This is a genomic window from Allobosea sp. GW822-FHT05A11, from assembly GCF_058800455.1.
In genome coordinates this window covers 144,865-164,483 of the sequence record NZ_JBXAMI010000007.1, presented here as the reverse complement: position 1 = coordinate 164,483, position 19,619 = coordinate 144,865, and the positions used below count along the sequence as shown (strand labels likewise).

General features: G+C 67.8%; 22 protein-coding genes. 8 read left to right on the top strand and 14 right to left on the bottom strand.

The window, feature by feature from the left end; all coding sequences use genetic code 11:
- Positions 1 to 22: 22 nt before the first annotated feature.
- The 5 genes from AC1RLU_RS22780 to dapD all read left to right on the top strand — a co-directional run bounded on the left by AC1RLU_RS22780 (position 23) and on the right by dapD (position 3,285).
- Positions 23 to 802 (top strand): VOC family protein, encoded by a 780-nt coding sequence (locus AC1RLU_RS22780; RefSeq protein ID WP_492798400.1) that lies wholly within the window; start codon positions 23 to 25, stop codon positions 800 to 802.
- A gap of 158 nt (positions 803 to 960) precedes the next feature.
- The gene (locus tag AC1RLU_RS22775; RefSeq protein WP_492798399.1) at positions 961 to 1,263 is read left to right on the top strand and encodes a hypothetical protein; all 303 of its coding nucleotides are present in this window, start codon (positions 961 to 963) and stop codon (positions 1,261 to 1,263) included.
- Entirely contained in the window at positions 1,253 to 1,570 is a 318-nt protein-coding gene (locus AC1RLU_RS22770; protein ID WP_492798398.1) for a hypothetical protein, read from the top strand. Before AC1RLU_RS22775 ends, AC1RLU_RS22770 begins: the two co-directional genes overlap by 11 nt.
- Positions 1,571 to 1,622: 52 nt before the next feature.
- Complete coding sequence (gene cobF, locus AC1RLU_RS22765; protein ID WP_492798397.1) at positions 1,623 to 2,381, top strand: precorrin-6A synthase (deacetylating); 759 nt, start codon at positions 1,623 to 1,625, stop codon at positions 2,379 to 2,381.
- Positions 2,382 to 2,442: 61 nt separating this feature from the next.
- A complete protein-coding gene (gene dapD, locus AC1RLU_RS22760) occupies positions 2,443 to 3,285 on the top strand; it encodes a 2,3,4,5-tetrahydropyridine-2,6-dicarboxylate N-succinyltransferase (RefSeq protein ID WP_061968887.1) in 843 nt (280 codons plus the stop codon).
- Between the two features lie 64 nt (positions 3,286 to 3,349).
- Here the strand turns inward: dapD and AC1RLU_RS22755 are convergent, their stop codons facing one another.
- Positions 3,350 to 4,843, bottom strand: a complete 1,494-nt coding sequence (locus AC1RLU_RS22755) for an MDR family MFS transporter (RefSeq protein WP_492798396.1) — start codon at positions 4,841 to 4,843, stop codon at positions 3,350 to 3,352.
- A gap of 117 nt (positions 4,844 to 4,960) precedes the next feature.
- Positions 4,961 to 5,407, bottom strand: a complete 447-nt coding sequence (locus AC1RLU_RS22750; RefSeq protein ID WP_492798394.1) for a MarR family winged helix-turn-helix transcriptional regulator — start codon at positions 5,405 to 5,407, stop codon at positions 4,961 to 4,963.
- 133 nt (positions 5,408 to 5,540) lie between these two features.
- On the opposite strand from AC1RLU_RS22750, the gene AC1RLU_RS22745 reads away from it, so the two are divergent.
- Positions 5,541 to 6,071, top strand: a complete 531-nt coding sequence (locus tag AC1RLU_RS22745) for an isochorismatase family protein (protein WP_492798392.1) — start codon at positions 5,541 to 5,543, stop codon at positions 6,069 to 6,071.
- Between the two features lie 9 nt (positions 6,072 to 6,080).
- Here the strand turns inward: AC1RLU_RS22745 and AC1RLU_RS22740 are convergent, their stop codons facing one another.
- From AC1RLU_RS22740 to AC1RLU_RS22720, 5 genes are all read right to left on the bottom strand, one after another.
- Positions 6,081 to 7,067, bottom strand: coding sequence for a branched-chain amino acid ABC transporter permease (locus AC1RLU_RS22740; protein WP_091858548.1), 987 nt, complete (start codon positions 7,065 to 7,067; stop codon positions 6,081 to 6,083).
- Positions 7,068 to 7,087: 20 nt separating this feature from the next.
- The gene (locus AC1RLU_RS22735; protein WP_492798391.1) at positions 7,088 to 7,975 is read right to left on the bottom strand and encodes a branched-chain amino acid ABC transporter permease; all 888 of its coding nucleotides are present in this window, start codon (positions 7,973 to 7,975) and stop codon (positions 7,088 to 7,090) included.
- Positions 7,976 to 8,146: 171 nt separating this feature from the next.
- A complete protein-coding gene (locus AC1RLU_RS22730) occupies positions 8,147 to 9,352 on the bottom strand; it encodes an ABC transporter substrate-binding protein (protein WP_492798389.1) in 1,206 nt (401 codons plus the stop codon).
- Between the two features lie 76 nt (positions 9,353 to 9,428).
- Positions 9,429 to 10,169, bottom strand: coding sequence for an ABC transporter ATP-binding protein (locus AC1RLU_RS22725; RefSeq protein ID WP_061968873.1), 741 nt, complete (start codon positions 10,167 to 10,169; stop codon positions 9,429 to 9,431).
- Positions 10,156 to 10,926 carry an ABC transporter ATP-binding protein gene (locus AC1RLU_RS22720; protein ID WP_061968871.1) on the bottom strand — a complete coding sequence of 257 codons (771 nt, stop codon included), beginning with the start codon at positions 10,924 to 10,926 and terminating at the stop codon, positions 10,156 to 10,158. Before AC1RLU_RS22720 ends, AC1RLU_RS22725 begins: the two co-directional genes overlap by 14 nt.
- 397 nt (positions 10,927 to 11,323) lie before the next feature.
- Between AC1RLU_RS22720 and AC1RLU_RS22715 the strand changes: the two genes are divergently transcribed.
- Positions 11,324 to 12,970, top strand: a complete 1,647-nt coding sequence (locus AC1RLU_RS22715) for a caspase family protein (protein WP_492798388.1) — start codon at positions 11,324 to 11,326, stop codon at positions 12,968 to 12,970.
- Positions 12,971 to 13,051: 81 nt separating this feature from the next.
- On the opposite strand, the gene bluB is transcribed toward AC1RLU_RS22715, so the two are convergent.
- Genes bluB through cbiE form a run of 5 tightly spaced genes read right to left on the bottom strand, consistent with a single transcriptional unit; the run spans position 13,052 to position 17,385 of the window.
- On the bottom strand, positions 13,052 to 13,663 hold the full coding sequence (gene bluB, locus AC1RLU_RS22710; RefSeq protein ID WP_492798387.1) for a 5,6-dimethylbenzimidazole synthase: 612 nt from the start codon (positions 13,661 to 13,663) through the stop codon (positions 13,052 to 13,054).
- Positions 13,660 to 14,988, bottom strand: coding sequence for a cobyrinic acid a,c-diamide synthase CobB (locus AC1RLU_RS22705; protein ID WP_492798386.1), 1,329 nt, complete (start codon positions 14,986 to 14,988; stop codon positions 13,660 to 13,662). The genes bluB and AC1RLU_RS22705 overlap by 4 nt, the downstream gene beginning before the upstream one ends.
- Complete coding sequence (cobM, locus tag AC1RLU_RS22700) at positions 14,985 to 15,749, bottom strand: precorrin-4 C(11)-methyltransferase (protein WP_492798385.1); 765 nt, start codon at positions 15,747 to 15,749, stop codon at positions 14,985 to 14,987. The genes AC1RLU_RS22705 and cobM overlap by 4 nt, the downstream gene beginning before the upstream one ends.
- Positions 15,746 to 16,138 (bottom strand): cobalamin biosynthesis protein, encoded by a 393-nt coding sequence (locus AC1RLU_RS22695; RefSeq protein ID WP_492798383.1) that lies wholly within the window; start codon positions 16,136 to 16,138, stop codon positions 15,746 to 15,748. Before AC1RLU_RS22695 ends, cobM begins: the two co-directional genes overlap by 4 nt.
- Positions 16,135 to 17,385 carry a precorrin-6y C5,15-methyltransferase (decarboxylating) subunit CbiE gene (cbiE, locus tag AC1RLU_RS22690; RefSeq protein WP_492798381.1) on the bottom strand — a complete coding sequence of 417 codons (1,251 nt, stop codon included), beginning with the start codon at positions 17,383 to 17,385 and terminating at the stop codon, positions 16,135 to 16,137. The genes AC1RLU_RS22695 and cbiE overlap by 4 nt, the downstream gene beginning before the upstream one ends.
- Here cbiE and AC1RLU_RS22685 point away from each other — a divergent pair.
- On the top strand, positions 17,384 to 18,148 hold the full coding sequence (locus AC1RLU_RS22685) for a cobalt-precorrin-6A reductase (RefSeq protein ID WP_061968860.1): 765 nt from the start codon (positions 17,384 to 17,386) through the stop codon (positions 18,146 to 18,148). The two genes, cbiE and AC1RLU_RS22685, sit on opposite strands and share 2 nt — an antisense overlap.
- Here the strand turns inward: AC1RLU_RS22685 and cobJ are convergent.
- Together cobJ and AC1RLU_RS22675 are read right to left on the bottom strand one after the other, a co-directional pair.
- Positions 18,091 to 18,882: a precorrin-3B C(17)-methyltransferase gene (gene cobJ / locus AC1RLU_RS22680; RefSeq protein ID WP_492798379.1), complete on the bottom strand. Its 792-nt coding sequence runs from the start codon at positions 18,880 to 18,882 to the stop codon at positions 18,091 to 18,093. The two genes, AC1RLU_RS22685 and cobJ, sit on opposite strands and share 58 nt — an antisense overlap.
- On the bottom strand, positions 18,879 to 19,619 hold the full coding sequence (locus AC1RLU_RS22675; protein ID WP_492798378.1) for a precorrin-2 C(20)-methyltransferase: 741 nt from the start codon (positions 19,617 to 19,619) through the stop codon (positions 18,879 to 18,881). The genes cobJ and AC1RLU_RS22675 overlap by 4 nt, the downstream gene beginning before the upstream one ends.

Genomic DNA, 19,619 nt, shown 5'->3' with positions numbered 1-19,619 from the left:
ACCAGCATTGGGAACGAGAACCATGCCGCTTTCGATCGACCATATCGTCATCGCCGTTACCGATCTCGACGCGGCGATCCGCGACTATACGGCGCTCGGCTTCACGGTGCTGCCCGGCGGCGAGCATCCGCGTGGTTCGCGCAATGCGCTGGTGGTGTTCGAGGACGGCGCCTATCTCGAGATCATCGCCTTCCCGCGCCCGCTGCCGGAGTATCGCTGGTGGCAGGTGCTGGACCGTGCCGGCCCCGGCCTCGTCGATTATGCCGTGCTGCCGGATGATCTTGATGCCGATCTCGCCCGCGCCCGTGCCGCCGGCATCGTCATGGACGGCCCGCTTGACGGCGGCCGGCTCCAGCCCGACGGCACACGCATCGCCTGGCGCTCGGCTCGCCCGCCCGAGCCCGATATCCCCTTCCTCTGCACCGATGTCACGGCCCGCAGCCTGCGCGTCCCCGAAGGCGCGGCCCGCCGCCATGCCAATGGCATCACCGGGGTCGCCGGCGTCACCGTGGCGGTGCAGGACCTTGCGACCTCGGTCGCGCGCTATCGCGCCCTGCTCGGGCAGGAGCCGGTTGCGCTGGGCGGCGTCCCCGGACTGGGATTCGGGCTCGCGCAGTTCCGCATCGCCCGGCAGACGCTGTCTCTGACAGAGCCGCGCGGCCCGGCCGCTGCCAGCCTCGGTGAGCACCTCGTCCGCCGCGGGCAGGGCGCCTATGCCGTCTCCTTCTACGGTCCCGACGATGCCCGGCTCGACGACGGCCTTGCCCATGGCGCCCGCCTGGAAATCATCCGCGACCTCTAGCCGCTGACGGTGTCACGATGCGGTCACGCTCGCGGGCGAGAGTGGCCCGTTACCTTAAAATAGTTCTATTTATGTAGTAATAACAAGGTCTTGCATTGAATCATCGGCGCGCCTATCTCTCCCTCGCGATCAGTGAATCAACCGACGGAGGGACCGGAATGGGTGGAGTCACCGAGGTCGATGTCGCGGCCGCGATCGGCCGCATTGACGAGATCATCATCCGCGAGATCGTCCGCACCGGTGCGAGCCGGCTGGAGCTGCGCCGGGCGCTCGCGCTCGCCAAGGGGCCGGGCGATCTCGACGCCGACGCGGCGCTGCCGCCGCGCATGCAGCGGCTTGTCGACCTGCTCGCTGTCGCCTTGCCTGAGCAGGGGCCCAAGCTCCCGCAGGGACCCAAGCCCCTGCAAGGACCACAGCGCCGCCGCCATGCCGCCATCAAGGGCATCGAACGTGCAGCCTGATCAGGGCAGTGCCGAATCGCTGGAGACCGCCCGGGCCGAGATCCGGGAGGCGCTCATGACGGCTTTTTGCGCGGCACTGCGCGATACTCGTCTGCCGCCGCTCACCCTGCTCGAGCTCGCGGCGACAGCGGTCGGTTCTGTCTACAGAGAGGTGGCGGATGCTCATTGCGGTGACCAGCCATGCCCTTGCGGCTGGCATCCGCGCCTCCAGGCGGATCTGGAGGCGCTTCAGGCGGCGCTGGCGCTGAGCGTGTCGCCGATTCCGCATGGCGATCTCGTCCACATGCCCGTGCTTGGCCGCGCCTGATCTCGCATTCCGTGCGCGGGCCGTGCTAAGCCGCCGCGAACGGCGGAGCGGCATGCGCAACATCCTCATCATCGGCATCGGGGCCGGCAATCCCGACCACATGACGATCGAGGCGATCGAGGCGCTGAACCGCGCCGATATCCTGTTCATTCCCGACAAGGGCGAGGAGAAGGCCGCCTTGCGCGCCCTGCGCGAGGCGATCTGCGCCCGTTTCATCCGTAAGCCGGACTACCACACGGTTCCTGTCGAAATCCCGCGCCGCGCCGAAGCGGGCAGCGACTATCACGGCGTTGTCGACGATTGGCATGAGCGCATCGCGGCCCGCTACGGCGCCCTGTTCGAATCCGAATTGCGGGAAGGACAGACCGGCGCCCTGCTCGTCTGGGGCGACCCCGCTCTCTACGATTCCACCCTGCGCATCATGGAGCGCGTCGCCGCTTCGGGCCTGCGTCTCGACTGGCAGGTCTATCCCGGCATCAGCAGCGTCCAGGTTCTGGCGGCGCGCCACCGCGTTCCGCTCAACACGATCGGCGCGCCGATCCTGATCACCACCGGGCGCCGGCTCTCGGAAGGCTTCCCGGCCGATCTGGACAGCGTCGTCGTCATGCTCGACGGCGAGCAGACCTTCGGCAAGATCGATCCCGAAGGGCTCGACATCTGGTGGGGCGCCTATCTCGGCACGCCCGATGAAATCCTGCGCGCCGGTCCGCTCACAGAGCTCTCGGCCGAGATCACGGAGGTCAGGGCGCAGGCCCGCGCGCGGCATGGCTGGATCATGGATACCTACCTGCTGCGCCGTCGTTCGGCTTGACGCAGGCGCCCGCATCCGCCATCGCTCGCGCCGATCTTTCTGGAAGCGCCGGAGCCACCTGATGTCCCTCGCCGATCTCAACCAGACCATCGACGCCGCCTGGGAAAACCGGGCCGAGATCGGCGTCCAGACCAAAGGCGCCGTTCGCGAGGCGGTCGAGCAGGCGATCGAGATGCTGGATGCCGGCCAGGCTCGCGTCGCCGAGAAGCAGGGCGCTGATTGGATCGTCCATCAGTGGCTGAAGAAGGCGGTGCTGCTCTCATTCCGCCTGACCGACAACGTCATCATGGCCAATGGCCCGGGCGAGGGCGTGTTCTGGGACAAGGTGCCGTCGAAGTTCGAGGGCTGGGGCGAGAACCGCTTCCGTGCCGCCGGATTCCGCGTCGTGCCGCCGGCCGCTGCGCGCAAGGGCTCCTTCATCGCGTCGGGCGTCGTGCTCATGCCGTCCTTCGTCAATATCGGCGCCTATGTCGATTCCGGCACCATGGTCGACACCTGGGCGACGGTCGGCTCCTGCGCCCAGATCGGCAAGAACGTGCATCTCTCGGGCGGCGTCGGCATCGGCGGCGTGCTCGAGCCGCTGCAGGCCAACCCGACCATCATCGAGGATAACTGCTTCATCGGCGCCCGCTCCGAGGTGGTCGAGGGCGTGATCGTCGGCGAGGGCTCGGTGCTCTCGATGGGCGTCTTCATCTCGGCCTCGACCAAGATCGTCGACCGCGCCACCGGTCAGGTCCATGTCGGCAAGGTGCCGCCCTATTCGGTGGTGGTGCCGGGCTCGCTGCCGGGCAAGCCGTTTCCGGACGGCACGCCGGGCCCGTCGCTGTCCTGCGCCGTCATCGTCAAGACGGTCGACGCACAGACGCGCTCCAAGACCGGCATCAACGAGCTTCTCCGCGACTGAGGCCTCGGTCGCTGGCTGTCATGCCCGGGCTTCTTCCGGGCATGACGGTGCGCGAGCGCTTCTTCTATTCGCCGCCGATCGCCTGGGCGGCCTCGACCGCGCGGCCGCGCAGCGGCAGTTCCTGCATCCGGGCCAGCGACAGCCAGGCGAAGGCGAAGCCGAGGCTCGCGGCGCCGAAGACATAGCGGAACAGCACGACCATGGTGTCGCGGTCGACAGTGCCGAGCTTCAGCGCCTCGGGCGAGAGCTGCGCGCCGACCCCGCCGACGCCGCCGAGCACGATCGCGCCGAACACCGCGACGATCAGCGCCCCGCCGATCTGGCGGAAGAAATTGGCCACCGCCGTCACCGTGCCGAGCTGATGCGCCTGCACGGCATTCTGGATCGACACGGTCGCGACCGGAAGCAGCGTGCCGAAGCCGATGCTGACCACGGCCAGGATGATGCTGAAGGGCAGGATCGGGATCTGGCCGGAGAAGGCTGCGAGAACCGCCGTACCTGTCATCGCGACGAAAAGCCCTGCCAGCGGCGCGCGCTTGTAATGGGTGAGATGCGACATCGCCCGGCCGGAGCTGGTCGCGCCGATGACGGTGCCGCAGGTCAGCGGCAGCAGGCCGAGGCCGGAATGGGTGGCGCTCATCCCCATCACCGTCTCGAAATACAGCGGCAGGTAGATGGTGAGGCCGATGAAGGTGCCCATGCCGAAGCCGGCTGCCACCGTGCCACGCCTGACGACGCCATTGCCGAAGATGTCGAGCGGGATCAGCGGCTCCGCGGCCCGGCGCAGGCGCCAGGCGAACAAGGCCCAGAGCACGAAGGAGGCGCTGACGAGGGCTGCGATCGGGAGCGAACCCCAGGGATAGGCGGTGCCGCCCCAGGACAGGGCGAGCAGCAGCGACACCGTCGCCAGCGTCATCAATATGGCGCCGAGCACGTCGAGCTTGTGGGGGCGCTCGTGGCGCGGCAGCCGTTTCAGTGCCGCGTTCGACATCCAGTAGGCGCCGAGCCCGAGCGGCAGGTTGATCCAGAAGATCACCGACCAATGCAGCTTTTCCGCGAGGAACCCGCCGAGGACGGGGCCGAGCAGCGAGGACGACATGAAGACGCTGGCGAAATAGACCTGATAGCGTCCGCGCTCCTTGGGAGGCACCATGTCGCCGACGATCGTCTGGGCCAGCGCGATCAGGCCGCCGCCGCCGAGCCCCTGCACGAAGCGCGCGATGACCAGCAGCCAGAGCGAGGGCGCCAGCGCGCAGGCGATCGAGCCGATCACGAAGACGACGATGCCGGCGAGCAGCGTCACGCGCCGCCCGTGGATATCGGCGAGCTTGCCGTAGAGCGGCGTGACCGCGGTCGAGGCGAGCAGGTAGATCGTGACGATCCAGGACAGATGCGTCACGTCGTTGAGGTCGCGGCCGATCGTCGGGAGGGCCGTCGCGACGATGGTCTGGTCGAGCGCGGCCAGGAACATCGCCAGCATGACCCCGATCAGGATCGAACGGATATCCGCAGGCGTCAGGGCTGCGGCCGGGGCGGGAGTGTCGAGCCGCTTGTCCATGGCTGTGATCTTGCTTGCGTCTAGGGAATGGCGGGAGGGTAATCGCGGCGGGCGCTATGCGCCAGAGACACGTTGGCGGGGCCGCCCTGCGGCGGAGGCGGGGCAAGCTGCCGTGGTTCAGCCCAGGCTGCGCAAGGTATCGCGCAGGCTCTCCGGCGCGGTCTCGGGCATGGCGGCCTCGATGGCCTCGTGCATCTGCCGCCAGATCGGCATGGCTGAGGCGAGGAGCGTCATGCCGTCAGGTGTCAGGGTCAGCAATCGGCCGCGGCGATCCGCGGGATCGACCGCAATGCTGACGAGCCCGCGCCGTTCCAGCGGTTTCAGCGCGGCGGTGAGGGTTGTGCGGTCCATCGCCAGAAGCTCGGCGACCGGGCCGAACGAGGCCGGAACCGGCCGGTTCAGGGCCATCAGCAGGGAGAACTGGCCGTTCGTCAGCCCGACCGGCCGCAATGCCTCGTCGAAACGGCGCGCCAGCGTCCTTGCCGCGCGCTGCACATGCAGGCACAGGCAATGATCGCGCACATGCAGCGTCGTCGCGAAGGAAACGATCGGTTTGCCGTCCATTTCATCTGCATGTTGACTGCCGTTAGGCAAGTCAAGCGAAGCTCGGTCGCGGCGATTTCACGTTTGTTGACGAAGGCGGCACCTTGCCGCGCTATGAAGCCTCCCCGACGGCACGAAGAGGAAAGGCCGGGCCATGCCGCTGCTCACCGCGAAGAATGCCACGCTGGTGGTCATCGACTTCCAGGCGAAGCTGATGCCGGCGATCCATGACGGTCAAAAAGTGCTGTTGAATGCCGGCCGCCTCGCCGAGGCGGCACGGTTGCTGGGCGTTCCGGCGGTCCTGACCGAGCAGTATCCGCGCGGCCTCGGCGCGACGGTTCCAGCCCTGGCAGAGGTCGGTCCGGCCGTGACCAAGATGAGCTTCGATGCCTGCGGCGAGCCGGCCTTCCTCGAGGCCGTGGCCGGGGATCGCGAACTGGTGGTCTGCGGCTGCGAGGCGCATGTCTGCGTCGGCCAGACGGTATTGACCCTGCTCGAGCATCGCCGCCGCGTCGTCGTGGTGGCCGATGCGATCGGCTCGCGGGTGCCGCAATCGCGGGAGATCGCGATTGCCCGCATGGCGAGCCACGGCGCCGAGATCGTCACCACCGAGATGGTGTTGTTCGAATGGCTGCGAAGCGCAGAGCATCCGCAGTTCCGGCCGGTCTCCAAGCTGATCCGCTGAAGGGACCTCTCAGAGCGGCTTCCTGATCGCCTTCGAGATCACCCCGACGATGCCCTCGCGGAAGAGCAGGACGCAGAGGACGAAGATCACGCCCTGGACGACGGTGACCCAGGCACCGAGGGTGGCGAGGTAGTTCTGCATGGCGACGATGACGATGGCGCCGACGATCGGCCCGAAGACGGTGCCGAGCCCGCCGACCAGCGTCATCAGCACGACTTCGCCGGACATCGTCCAGTAGACGTCGGTGAGCGACGCCAGCTGGAAGACGATCGCCTTGGTCGCGCCGGCGAGGCCTGCGAGCGTCGCCGAGAGCACGAAGACCATCAGCTTGTACTGGCTGGCGCGGTAGCCGAGCGAGATGGCGCGGGGCTCGTTGTCGCGGATCGCCTTGCAGACCTGGCCGAAGGGCGAGTGGATGACCCGGTAGATCAGCAGGAGCCCGCCCATGAAGATTGCCGCGACGAGCCAGTAGAGCACACGGTCGTCGGCGAGGTCGATCAGGCCGAGGAGCTTGCCGCGCGGCACGGCCTGGATGCCGTCCTCGCCGCCGGTGAAGCCCGGCGTCTGCAGCGAGAAGAAGAACACCATCTGCGCCAGCGCCAGCGTGATCATGGCGAAGTAGATGCCCTGGCGCCGGATCGCGAGCGCGCCGAAGACGAGGCCGAGAGCCGCGCCGACCGCGGTGCCGAGCAGGATGGCGAGCTCGGGCGTCAGGCCCCAGTTCTTGGCGGTGTAGGCGCTGACATAGCTCGCCATGCCGAAATAGGCGGCGTGGCCGAAGGAGAGCAGCCCGCCATAGCCGAGCAGCAGGTTGAAGGCGAGCGCGAACAGCGCGAAGCACAAAACCTTCATCACGAAGACGGGATAGGCGACGAAGGGCGCGATCACGAGCGCGACGGCGATGGCGATGAACAGGTTGCGGTGCAGGCGTGCCGCGCCGTCATCGGTCTCGGTGACGATGGCGGCGGGGGCGTCGGTCGAGGCAAGGTCGGTCATGTCTTGAGTCCTTGCTTGCGTCAGGCCGGGCGGCCGAACAGGCCGGCGGGCTTCACCAGGAGCACCAGCACCATGATGACGAAGATCACGGTCGCGGCCCCTTCCGGGTAGAACACCTTGGTCAGGCCCTCGACCAGGCCGAGCGAGAAGCCGGTGACGATGGCGCCCATGATCGAGCCCATGCCGCCGATCACGACGACCGCGAAGACGACGATGATCAGGTCGCCGCCCATATTGGGATTGACCGAGTAGATCGGCGCGGCGAGCACGCCGGCGAAGGCGGCGAGCGCGACGCCGAAGCCATAGGTCAGCGTCACCAAGAGCGGCACGTTGATGCCGAAGGCCTGGGTCAGGGTCGGGTTCTCGGTCGCGGCGCGCAGGTACGCGCCGAGCCGGGTCTTCTCGATCAGGAACCAGGTCGAAAGGCAGACCACGAGCGAGGCGACGATCACCCAGGCGCGGTAGTTCGGCAGGAACATGAAGCCGAGATTCTGGCCGCCGGCGAGCTGCGGCGGGATGGCGTAGGGCAGGCCGGACGAGCCGTACTGGTTGCGGAACAGCCCCTGGATGATCAGCGCCAGGCCGAAGGTCAGGAGCAGGCCGTAGAGATGGTCGAGATGGGCGATCCGCTTGAGCAGCAGCCGCTCGACCGCGATGCCGGTCGCGCCGACGATGATCGGCGCCAGCAGCAGCGCCACCCAGTAGTTGAGGCCGAGATAGTTCAGGCACATCCAGGCGACGAAGGCGCCCATCATGTACTGCGCGCCATGCGTGAAGTTGATGATGTTGAGCAGCCCGAAGATCACCGCCAGCCCGAGGCTGAGGATGGCGTAGAACGAGCCGTTGATCAGCCCGAGAAGGACCTGACCGAACAGCGCCTGCGGCGGAACGCCTAGAAGCTCGAACATGCGGAACTCAGATCAATGTGTGGGGCGGGCTCTCGAACCTCTTCGTCATCCCGGCCAAGCGAATGCAGAGCCGGGATCTATCGTAGAGTTCCGGAGCTCTCCGATGGATCCCGGGTCGACCTGCGGTCGCCCGGGATGACGGCGGAGGGCTTCTGAGCGGCGTTCAGCCGCTCACTTCTTGACGAGCGGGCACTCGCTTTCCGAGAGCGGCCGGAACGCCTGGTCGGCCGGCAGCACCGCGACCTGCTTGTAGTAGTCCCACGGGCCCTTCGACTCGGAGGGCTTCTTCACCTCGAAGAGATACATGTCATGCATCTTGCGGCCATCGGCCCGCACCGAGCCCTTGCCGAACAGCGGGTCGTCGGTCGGCAGTTCCTTCATCTTGGCGACGACGGCGGCGGCATCCTTGCTCTTCGCCGCCTCGACCGCCTTGAGATAGTGCAGCATGCCGGAATAGACGCCGGCCTGGACCATGGTGGGGCGCTTGCCGCCATTCAGCTTGGAGAAGCGATCGGACCAGGCGCGCGTGCCGTCGTTCGTGTCCCAATAGAACGATTCGGTCAGGACAAGGCCCTGCGCGGCCTGGAGCCCGAGGGAGTGCACGTCGGTCAGGAACACGAGCAGGCCCGCGAGCTTCTGCCCGCCCGCGACGATGCCGAACTCGCCCGCCTGTTTGATCGAGTTGATCGTGTCGCCACCGGCATTCGCCAGGCCGATGACCTTGGCCTTCGAAGCCTGCGCCTGCAGCAGGAAGGAGGAGAAGTCGGTGCCGGGGAACGGGGTGCGCACCGCGCCGAGCACCTTGCCGCCCGCCTTGGTGACGACGGCGGCGGTGTCGCGTTCCAGCGCATGGCCGAAGGCATAATCGGCGGTGAGGAAGAACCAGGTGTCGCCGCCGGCCTTGACCATGGCGCCGCCGGTGCCCTGGGCCAGCGCATAGGTGTCGTAGGTCCAGTGGATGGTGTTGGCGTTGCAGGCCTTTCCGGTGAGGTCGGAGGTGGCCGCGCCGGAGTTGATGTGGACCTTGTTCTTCTCCTTGGTGATCTGGCTCACCGCCAGCGCGACCGAGGAGGTCGGCACGTCGAGGATCAGGTCGACACCGTCCTGGTCGTACCACTGCCGGGCGATGGTCGAGCCGACATCCGGCTTGTTCTGGTGGTCGGCCGAGACGATCTCGACCTTGATGCCCTTGTCGGTGGCCTTGAAGTCCTCCACCGCCATGCGCGCGGCGATGACCGAGCCTTCGCCGGAAAGGTCGGCATAGAGGCCGGAACGGTCGTTCAGCACGCCGGCCTTGACCGAGATCTGCTGGGCGAGGGCGGGGCTCGCCATCACCGCCGCGAGCGCGCTCGCGGCCAGAAACATCTTCAGCTTCATTGTCGTTCTCCCTCGTTTGGTTGCCGGCGTTTCGCCGATTTTTTTGACCTCCGGTCCGGGCCTGTCGCCCGGGCCGTCAGACCCCGAGATATCTGTGCAGCTTGTCGATATTGGCGTCGAGTTCGGCATTGGGGATCATGTCGATGACCTTGCCCTGCTCGACGATGTAGTGCCGGTCCGCGACGGTCTGGGCGAAGCGGAAATTCTGCTCGACCAGGATGATGGTGAAGCCGTCCTGCTTCAGTTTCGCGATGGTGCGGCCGATCTGCTCGATGATGACGGGGGCGAGGCCCTCGGTCGGCTCGTCCAACAGGAGCAGATGCGCGCCGGTTCGCAGGATGCGCCCGATCGCCAGCATCTGCTGCTCGCCGCCGGAGAGCTTGGTGCCCTGGCTCTTCAGCCGTTCTTTGATGTTGGGAAACAGCGTGAAGATCGCCTCGAGCGAGAGCCCGCCCGGCCGGACCTGCGGCGGCAGCATCAGGTTCTCCTCGACCGAGAGCGAGGAATAGATGCCGCGTTCCTCCGGCACGAAGCCGATGCCGAGCCTTGCGATCGCGCGCGAGGGCAGCGCGATCGTCTCGGTGCCCTCCAGCACGACCGAGCCCTTGCGCTTGCCGATCACGCCCATGATCGACTTCAGCGTCGTGGTCTTGCCGGCGCCGTTGCGGCCGAGCAGGGTCACCACCTCGCCGGGCGCCACGTCGAAATCGATGCCGTGCAGGACATGGCTCTCGCCATACCAGGCCTCGAGCCCGCTCACCCTCAGCAGCGGGGCGGTGCCGGTCGCGGGCGTCTTCAGTGCCTCAGTGGTGGCCATGGCCGCCTCCCGAGCCGATATAGGCCTCGATCACGCGCGGATCCTTCGAGACGGTGGCGTAGTCGCCCTCCGCCAGCACCTGTCCGCGCGCCAGCACGGTGATCCGGTCCGAGAGCGAGGCGACGACCGAGAGATTGTGCTCGACCATCAGGATGGTGCGGTTCTTCGAGATCTTGCGGATCAGCGCCGCGATGCGCTCGACATCCTCGCGCCCCATGCCGGCCATCGGCTCGTCGAGCAGCAGCATCTCCGGCTCGAGCGCCAGCGTCGTCGCGATCTCGAGCGCGCGCTTGCGGCCATAGGAGAGTTCGCCCGCCGTGAGGCCGAGGAAGGGCGTGAGGCCGACAGCCTCGATCAGGCTCCTCGCCTCGGCGTCGAGTTCGCTCAGCACCCGCTCCGAGCGCCAGAAATCGAAGGAATCGCCGCGCTTGCGCCGCTGCAGGGCGATGCGGACATTGGTCAGCACCGAAAGCTGCGGGAACACCGCCGAGATCTGGAACGAGCGGACGAGGCCGAGCCGGGCGATCTCCGCCGGCTTTTCGCGCGAGATGTCGCGGCCGTTATAGACGATCGAGCCCCGTGTCGGCGCGAGGAACTTCGTCAGCAGGTTGAAGCAAGTCGTCTTGCCGGCGCCATTCGGGCCGATCAGAGCGTGGATAGACCCCCGGCGCACGCTGAGGTCGACGCTGTTCACAGCTGTAAAGCCGGCAAATTCTTTGGTAAGACCTGAAGTCGAAAGAATAGTGTCTTCAGCCATGCCGGTTGTCAGCCCTCATCAGCTTTATCTTTCTTGTTTATGCGGTTCCCCTTGCATGTCATGCTGCACCGCGCTCCGGGCATAAGTCAACGCTCGCTGACGTCAAAGCGGTCTGGGCAGATGCGCTCTCATCCCTTCGTCTTATGCCGCGCGTCTCATGCAATCGGAGGATGTCGCGGCCTTCGCGGCGGCGCGATGCTGGCGGCCGGGCGCACGCTGCGAAGCAGATTTGAACCCGCAGCGCGGTTCGCGCGACGAAGAGAGGTTCCGGTTTACCATCGGAGCGTGTTGCGGTAAAAACGGCGGCTGGCTTTCGTCCATATTACTGCGTTTTTTATTCGTGCGCTGCGCCGACCGTTGCGGGCGGGCAGCCGATTGCCGAATTGGGGAGGTTGTCGTGAGCTTCGCGTCTCTGGTTCCGGGGTTCCGTGCCCGAATGGCTGTCGCCTTTGCGCTGGTGCTCTCAGCGGTGGCGCTGGCCTCGCCTGCTTCCGCGGCCGTGCCCGAGCGGCGGGTCGCGCTCGTCATCGGCAACAGCGCCTATACGGCGGTGCCGCCGCTCGCCAATCCGCAGCGCGATGCCAAGGGCATCTCGGCTGCGCTGAAGCGTCTCGGCTTCGACGTGGTCGAAGGCTACGATCTCAAGATGGACGCGATGACGGGCATCGTGCGCGAATTCGCGCAGAAGCTCGACGGCGCCAAGGCCGGCCTCGTTTATTATGCTGGTCACGGCATCGCCGTCGGCGACGACAACTATCTCATCCCGGTCGACGCCTCGCTGCGTTCGGAAGCCGATCTCGATTTCCGCGCGGTCAATGTCCAGCTCATCCTGCGCCAGATGCAGCGCGACGAGCGCGTCAACATCGTCATCCTCGACGCCTGCCGCGACAATCCCTTCGCCGCCCAGCTCGCCGCGAAGTCGCGCGCCGTCACCCGCGGTCTGACCGCGATCGAGACGCAGTCGGCTTCGGGCATCCTGATCGCCTTCGCGACCGATCCGCGCGCCACGGCGATGGATGGCGAGCGGGATGGCAACAGCCCCTTCACCAGCGCGCTGCTCAAGCATATCGAGACGCCCGAGGTGTCGATCACCACGGTGATGGACCGCGTGCGGGCCGATGTCTGGGAAACCACCAACAAGAAGCAGAAGCCCTGGACCAATTCCTCGATCATCGGCGAGTTCAAGATGAACCCGACGCTGAAGCTCGCCGCGGTCGATCCGGGCGTGGCCGCGACCAAGACCATCGATGCCGCCGTGCCCATGCCGGCGATGCCGGCCGCTCCGTCGCTCGATCGCGCCCAGATCGACATCAAGACCTGGGAAGTCGCCGAGCGCGGCAATTCCGCTGCCGACTATCGCGCCTATCTCGACGCCTTCCCGTCGGGGCAGTTTGCGACCTTCGCCCGCAACCGCCTCGCCAGCCTGGAGACGGCGAAGCCGGCGGCCGGTTTCCTGGCGACGCCGCCCGGCGTCACCGAGGAGGCGTTGAAGCAGGAGATCGGCACGGCGCAGACCGAAACCGCGATGAAGCTCGGAGCCAAGGATCGGCGCGAGGTGCAGACCCGCCTGCGCGTCAGCGGCTTCCAGCCGGGCAAGGCCGCGGCGAATTTCGGCCCGGGCCACCGCAAGGCGATCCAGGCCTGGCAGAAGTCGCGCAGCATTCCGGAGACGGGCTTCCTGACCGCGATGCAGGTGAGCGCGCTTCGCGCCCAGAGCGAGACGGCCTATCAGGCAGTGCTCGCCGAGGAGAAGGCTGCGGCCGAGAAGAAGCGCAAGACGGCGAGCGACGGCCAGCCTGGCGGCAAGGCTACGACGCGCAACCTGAACAGTGACGGCGACGAGATGTATCGTCGCGATCTCGCTCGTGAACGCGGCGAAACCTATCAGGGCGCTGCTCCCCGCCGTGGCACGACCAGCACCGGTTATCAGGGCCGTGTCCGGACGCGTGACGGCGATACGGGCGACAGCGCCGGCGCGGCGGCCTTCGGCTCCATCCTTGGCGGCGCGCTTGGTGGGGTGATCGGCGGCGGCTTCCGCCGCTGAACCACCGGCTCCCGCTTCCACCATCCGGAAGGCCGGCCCCTTGGGCCGGCCTTTTCGTTTTGGGGCGTCATGTGACGACGCTCAACCGCGTTCCCAGCCGGCCCTGACCAGTTCGGGCTCGTCGCATTCCTCCTCCGGCCAGCCGACACAGAGATAGGCGACGAGCTTCCACTCCGGCGCGGTATCGAGCGCTTTGCCGATCTCGCCGGGGTCGAGGATCGAGACCCAGCCGACGCCGAGCCCGTGGATACGCGCCGACAGCCAGAACTGCGTGATCGCCGCGACCACCGAATAATCGAGCATCTCCGGCATGGTGGCCCGGCCGAGGCCATGGCCGCGCTCGGTGCCGTGATCGCAGAACACGGCGAACTGGACGGGTGCTTCCCGCAATCCCTCCAGCTTCAGGCGAGCATAGAGCGCTGCGCGTTCGCCCTCATAGGAGGCGAGCGCATCCGCATTGCAGCGGCTGAAGCTCTCCTGCACGGCCGCGCGTTGTGCTGGCTCCGCGACGGAAAGCCAGCGCCAGGGCTGTGCATGTCCGACGGAAGGAGAAAGCCGTGTCTGGGCAAGCAGCATGTCGATCAGTTCGAGCGGTACCGGATCGCGCGTGAACCGCCGGACATCGCGCCGCCAGCGCAGCAGGTCCTCGAACTGCCGGGCAAAGGCCGCATCGAAGACCGGTGCCTGGCTCACGCCGATTCAGCCGTGGCGATGGCGTGGAAGAACGAGCCGGTCACCAGCCCGCGCCGGCTTCCGGCCGGGGCCGGCGCCGAGCCATGCGGGTCGGTCACCACCGCAAAAGGCAGATTCTCGCCTTGCGCGGCGATGCTCGCATAATGGAATTCATGGCCGGTCAGCGCCGCGCCCGCCGGTCCGAGCGGGCCGTCTGCTTCCAGGACCGCCCGGCGATAGCCGAGATTCATCTTCCGCTTCGCGAAGGAGGTCTCGACCGAAAGCAGGCCGGCCATCTGATGCGCGACACCGTCGGCATCGGTCAGGCTGCGGCCGAGAACCATGTAGCCGCCGCACTCGCCATGCACGGGCCGGGTCTCCGCGAAACCGCGCAAACCAGAGAGGAAACGGTTCGCCGCCGCGATCGTGCCGGCATGGAGCTCGGGATAGCCGCCCGGCAACCAGCAGGCGTCGCAATCCTCAGGTGGCGTCTCGTCCCTGAGCGGCGAGAACGGCACGAGTTCCGCGCCTGCTGCGCGCCAGCCCACCTCGACATGCGGATAGACGAAGGAAAAGGCGGCATCGCGGGCAATCGCGATCCGCCGTCCGGGTATGGGCAAGGGCGGGGACCCGCCGTCGCGCGTTGCCGGAAGCATGGTGGCACCAGAAGCTGCCATGACCGCATCGAGATCGACCGCGTTCGAGACAGCCTCCGCCAGCGCATCGAGCCTTGCATGCAGATCGGCGGTCTCGCCGGCCTGAACCAGCCCGAGATGGCGTTCCGGCAGGATCAGGCTCGCCTCGCGCGGCAAGGCCCCCAGTACCGGCAGCCCGATCCGCTCCATCCCTTGTCGTACCAACCGCTCATGCCGGGCGCTCGCGACCTTGTTCAGGATCACGCCGGCGACGCGGATGCGGGGATCGTAGAGCTTGCAGCCGAGCGCGACCGCCGCGACCGACTGCGCCGCCCCGGACACATCGACGACGAGCACGACCGGCCAGCCGGTCAGGGCTGCGATGTCGGCGCTCGCGCCGGTATGACCTTCCGGCCCCGGCACCGCGTCGAACAGTCCCATCGAGCCCTCGGCGATGACGATGTCGGCGGCCTCGGCCGCTTCACCTGCAATCCGGCGAAGCAGGTCGTCCGTCATGGCATAGCTGTCGAGATTGGCGCTGGGAGCACCCGTGGCGGCTGCATGGAAAGCCGGGTCGATATAGTCAGGCCCGCATTTCAGCCCGCGCACGGTCAAGCCGCGCCGCGTCAGCGCGCGCTGCAACCCGAGCGTGATCGTGGTCTTGCCGGAGCCGGAGCGCGGCGCGGCGATGAGCAACCCGCGCGCGCTCATTGTCCGCCTCGCGGCCGGAAACGGCGGTCGTAATCGATCGAATAGAGCGCGCTCTCGCCAAAATCATCGGCCGCCAGCGCCGGCCCGACGAGGATCAGCGCGGTGCGTTCGAGCGCACTGGCGCGGACTTTTCCGGCGATATCGGCGAGCCTGCCTTGCAGCACGGTCTCATCCGGCCATGTCGCGCGGAACACCACTGCGACCGGGCAATCGGCACCGTAGAACGGCGTCAATTCCGCCACGACCTGTTCGATCACATGAATCGAGAGATGGATCGCAAGCGTCGCGCCGGAGGCGGCGAAGGTTGCGAGCTTCTCTTTGTCCGGCATGGCCGAGGCGCGGCCGGAGGTGCGCGTCAGCACCAGCGATTGCGCGACGCCTGGCAGGGTGAGTTCGCGCTTCAGCACGGCGGCGGCGGCGGCGAAGGCCGGTACGCCCGGCGTCACCGTATAGGGAATGCCTGATCGGTCGAGCCGGCGCATCTGTTCGCCGCAGGCGCTCCAGATCGAGAGATCGCCGGAATGCAGCCGCGCCACGTCCTGCCCGGCGTGATGCGCGGTCTCCATCTCGGCGATGATCGCATCGAGATCGAGCGGGGCGGTATCGACGATGCGTGCGCCGGTCGGGCACCAGTCGAGCATCGCCTTCGGGATCAGCGAGCCCGCGTAGAGGCAGACAGACGAGGCGGCGATCAGGTCGCGTCCGCGCAGGGTGATGAGATCGGGTGCGCCGGGGCCGGCGCCGATGAAATGGATGGTCATGCGGGGCTTCTGGCGAGAGCGCAGGTGACGCGAGCGGTTGCGATGCGCGGTTGCACCAGTTCGCCACCCGGCCCGGCTGCGGCCAGCGCCGCCGCCTCGGCCACCGAGCCGACGCCGTAGAGCGAGGCGATCCGGGTCGAGCGTGTCGCGCAGGCGGCCTCGAAACCTTTCAGCGCCTCGTCGGGAATGGCGACGAGCTCGGCCGCGCGCTCATGGGCGGCGGCGACTATGCCGGCCTCCGCGACGCGGCTGGCGAGCGTGGCGAAGCGCGGGGTCTGCGTGCCGGCAAGCCCGGCGCTCGCCAGGGCCTGGTCGAGACAGGCGAGGATATCCGCGGCCTGCGTGCCGGGCCGGATGCCGATGCCGGCAATGAGGCGGCCGGCGCTCAAGGCTTCTCGACCCGCCATTGCGTCACCGGCATCGCCGGGCGCCAGCCATGCTTGCCGCCAACAGGCGCGAGCCGGTCGATCGAAATGCGGCGCAGCGAACCGCCGTGCTCGGCATGGAGCGCAGCGAGCTTGGCTTCCCCCTCGATCGTCACGACATTGGCGACGAGCCGCCCGCCCGGCTTCAGCGCCGCCCAGGCGGCGTCGAACAGGCCTTCCTCGGTCAGGCCGCCGCCGATGAACACGACATCCGGCGCCTCGCGCCCGACGAAACCGGCAGGAGCCTCACCGACGACCTCAACGGAAAGCCCGCCCAGTTCGAGCTTGTTTCGCCTGATCCGTTCCGCCCGCTCGGGCTTCGCCTCGAAGGCGATCGCCCGGTTGCGCAGATGGCGCTGGCACCATTCGACGGAGACCGAGCCCGAACCGGCGCCGACGTCCCAGAGCAACTCGCCGCCGCGCGGGGCGAGTGCGGAGATCGTGATCGCGCGGATTTCCGACTTGGTGATCTGCCCGTCATGGGCGAACCACTCCTCGTCGAGTCCCGGCGCCAGCGGCAGGATGCGGGAATCGTGGGTGGCAGCGACCTCGACGGCGATCAGGTTGAGCGGCACGATATCGTCGAGCGCGAAGGCGTCGGCGCGACACTCACGGATCCGCTCCTGCGGCCCGCCGAGCGATTCCATCACCGTGATGCGGCTCGCGCCCATGCCGCGCGCGGTCAGGAGTTCGGCGACGGCGCGCGGCGTCGTCTCGTCCCAGGACAGGGCGAGGATGCGCGCCTCGGGCTGGAGATGCGGCACGATCCGGTAGAGCGTGCGGCCATGCAGCGAGACCAGCGCGCATTCCTCCTGCGGCCAGCGCATCCGCGTGCAGGCCATCGAGAAGGAGGAGAGCTGCGGGATGATCCGCATCTCCTCGGCGGGGATCGCGCGGCTGATGCTGTTGCCGATGCCGTAATGGAACGGGTCACTGGTCGCGAGAACGCAGACCTTGCGGCCACGTTCTTTCAGAATCTGCGGGAGCGCATTGCGGAAGGGCTGTGGCCAGGGCCGCAACTCGCCCTGCACGGAGCCGACCAGCGCGATATGCCGCTCGCCACCGAAGACGATCTCGGCCTCGTTCAGCGCGGCAAGCGCCTCGCGGCAAAGGCCGACGGCCCCGTCCTCGCCGAGACCGATCAGCACGAGCCAGGGCGCGGGCGTCTCTCTGCTCGACAGAACATCCGATTCACGCAAAACTGGCGACATGACCGTCCTCATCCTTGGCGGAACGAGCGAAGCTGCTGCGCTTGACCAGCACCTGGCTGATCAGGCTCCCGATATCCGTGCCATTATCTCGCTGGCGGGCCACACCGTCGACCCCCGCCCGACCAATCTGCCGGTTCGCACCGGCGGTTTCGGCGGGGTCGAGGGCCTGAGGCGCTATCTCGTGGACGAGGGCATCGTCGCCGTCGTCGACGCGACCCATCCCTTCGCCGCGATCATGCCTTTCCATGCCGAGCATGCCTGCAAGGCGGAAGGCGTGCCGCTGCTCGCCATCCGGCGCGAATCCTGGAAGCCGCGCGCCGGGGATCGCTGGAAATCCGTGCCCGACATCGAGGCCGCGGCGCAGGCGTTGGGTGACGAGCCGCGGCGCGTCTTCCTCACGGTTGGTCGGCTCGAGCTTCCCGCCTTCGCGGATGCTCCGCAGCATCGCTATCTCGTGCGGGCGATCGAGCCGATCGGCGACCGCTTGCCGGTGCCGCATGTCGACGTCATCCAGCAGCGCGGCCCCTTCGACGCCGATGACGAGGAGGATCTGATGCGCCGCGAGGGCGTCGAGATCCTGGTCAGCAAGAATTCCGGGGGCCCGGCGACGGTCGGCAAGCTCGTGGCGGCGCGCCGGCTCTCCCTGCCGGTGGTGATGGTGGAGCGCCCGCCCAAGCCCGATGTCGAGGCCGTCGACCATATCGATCAGGTCCTGCCCTGGCTGGTGGCGCAAGGGCTCTTCGCCACCGAACGCGGCGTGTAGACGTAAGGTGCGGCGCACTCGCGGGCGATCAGGCGCGTGCTCGAAGCGCCGATCATCACCAGCGTCGCCATGTCGGCCGTGCTCGCGGCTGCAACCGCTTCCGCCAGCGTCAGGATGCGCAGGTTTTCGTCCGGTCGCCCGACTGCCCGGGCGAACAGCACGGGCGTCGCCGCGTCGCGCTGTTGCGCTGCCAGTTCCAAAGCCTTGCCGAGCTGCCAGGGCCGCGCCTTCGAGATCGGGTTGTAGAGGCAGATCACCAGATCGGCGGCGAGCACCGCTTCGAGGCGTGCCGTCACGACCTCCCAGGGCTTGAGATTGTCGGAAAGCGAGATCGCGCAGAAATCCCCGCCGAGCGGAGCCCCCGCCCGCGCCGCTGCGGCGAGCATCGCGGTGATGCCGGGCTCGACCGTGATCGGCAGCGCACGCCATTCCGCCGGTCCGGCCTCCAGCGCCTCGAACACCGCCGCCGCCATCGCGAAAACCCCGGGATCGCCGCCCGAGACCACCGCGACCGTCCGGCCTTCCGCCGCCAGTTGCAGGGCGTGCGAGGCGCGCTCAACCTCGACGCGATTGTCGGAGGCGTGCTTGGTCAATCCAGCCCGCTGGGGCACTCGGTCGACATAGGGGCCGTAGCCGACGATATCGGTCGCGGCATCGAGTGCGGCCTGCGCGGCAGGCGTGATCCACTCAGCCGTGCCGGGTCCCAGTCCGACGATGGTGAGCGCGCCCGTCACAGGCGCCGCCCTTCTCCGGGCACCAGCACCATCGCGAAATAGGGCGCCTCGTCGTCGGTCTTTTCGGCAAGCCGCGCCACGACCTGCCGCGCCATGGTCGCGCGTTCCACATAGATTGCCCGGCCTTCCAGCCCGGCAGCGACAAGCGCGCGGCGGACCTTCGGCAGGTTGCGGCCGAGCTTCATGATCACGGCGGCGTCGGTATCGGCGAGGCGCCGCGTCAGCTCGGCTTCCGGTAGTGTGCCGGGCAGCACGGTCATGACGTCGTCGCCCCAAGTGATCGGCGCGCCGGCCTCGCCCCAGGCGCCGGTCATGCCGGTGACGCCGGGCACCACCTCGGTCGGGAAGCGCTGCGAGAGCCGCCGCCACAGATGCATGAAGGAGCCGTAGAAGAAGGGATCACCGTCGCAGAGCACGGCGAGCGTTCGCCCGGCCTGCATCTCCGCCGCGAGCCGCTCGGCGGCCTCTTCGTAGAAAGCCGCGATCGGCCCGTCATAATCCGGCTCGCCGACGCTGGCTTCGATCGTTACGGGGAAGGCGAGTTCGATCTCGCGGGCCGGATCGGGCGCTATGATTGCATCCGCCGTGCTGCGGGCGTTGCCACGTCGGCCGCGCTTGCAGAAATGCACGAGACGGTCGGCGGTGGTGATGATCTCGTGTGCCCTGACCGTCATCAGGTCCGGCGCCCCGGGCCCGAGCCCGACGCCGTAGAGCAGGGTCCTGTTCGTCCCGCTCAT

Bases quoted from the DNA above. Each gene is read 5' to 3' on its own strand.
- dapD (WP_061968887.1), top strand. From the start codon at position 2,443: ATGTCCCTCGCCGATCTCAACCAGACCATCGACGCCGCCTGGGAAAAC.
- AC1RLU_RS22780 (WP_492798400.1), top strand. From the start codon at position 23: ATGCCGCTTTCGATCGACCATATCGTCATCGCCGTTACCGATCTCGAC.
- AC1RLU_RS22735 (WP_492798391.1), bottom strand. From the start codon at position 7,975: ATGTTCGAGCTTCTAGGCGTTCCGCCGCAGGCGCTGTTCGGTCAGGTC.
- AC1RLU_RS22725 (WP_061968873.1), bottom strand. From the start codon at position 10,169: ATGGCCACCACTGAGGCACTGAAGACGCCCGCGACCGGCACCGCCCCG.
- AC1RLU_RS22755 (WP_492798396.1), bottom strand. From the start codon at position 4,843: ATGGACAAGCGGCTCGACACTCCCGCCCCGGCCGCAGCCCTGACGCCT.
- AC1RLU_RS22685 (WP_061968860.1), top strand. From the start codon at position 17,384: ATGACCGTCCTCATCCTTGGCGGAACGAGCGAAGCTGCTGCGCTTGAC.
- AC1RLU_RS22740 (WP_091858548.1), bottom strand. From the start codon at position 7,067: ATGACCGACCTTGCCTCGACCGACGCCCCCGCCGCCATCGTCACCGAG.
- AC1RLU_RS22745 (WP_492798392.1), top strand. From the start codon at position 5,541: ATGCCGCTGCTCACCGCGAAGAATGCCACGCTGGTGGTCATCGACTTC.
- cobM (WP_492798385.1), bottom strand. From the start codon at position 15,749: ATGACCATCCATTTCATCGGCGCCGGCCCCGGCGCACCCGATCTCATC.
- AC1RLU_RS22775 (WP_492798399.1), top strand. From the start codon at position 961: ATGGGTGGAGTCACCGAGGTCGATGTCGCGGCCGCGATCGGCCGCATT.
- AC1RLU_RS22705 (WP_492798386.1), bottom strand. From the start codon at position 14,988: ATGAGCGCGCGCGGGTTGCTCATCGCCGCGCCGCGCTCCGGCTCCGGC.
- cobF (WP_492798397.1), top strand. From the start codon at position 1,623: ATGCGCAACATCCTCATCATCGGCATCGGGGCCGGCAATCCCGACCAC.
- AC1RLU_RS22730 (WP_492798389.1), bottom strand. From the start codon at position 9,352: ATGAAGCTGAAGATGTTTCTGGCCGCGAGCGCGCTCGCGGCGGTGATG.
- AC1RLU_RS22720 (WP_061968871.1), bottom strand. From the start codon at position 10,926: ATGGCTGAAGACACTATTCTTTCGACTTCAGGTCTTACCAAAGAATTT.
- cbiE (WP_492798381.1), bottom strand. From the start codon at position 17,385: ATGTCGCCAGTTTTGCGTGAATCGGATGTTCTGTCGAGCAGAGAGACG.
- AC1RLU_RS22750 (WP_492798394.1), bottom strand. From the start codon at position 5,407: ATGGACGGCAAACCGATCGTTTCCTTCGCGACGACGCTGCATGTGCGC.
- AC1RLU_RS22675 (WP_492798378.1), bottom strand. From the start codon at position 19,619: ATGAGCGGGACGAACAGGACCCTGCTCTACGGCGTCGGGCTCGGGCCC.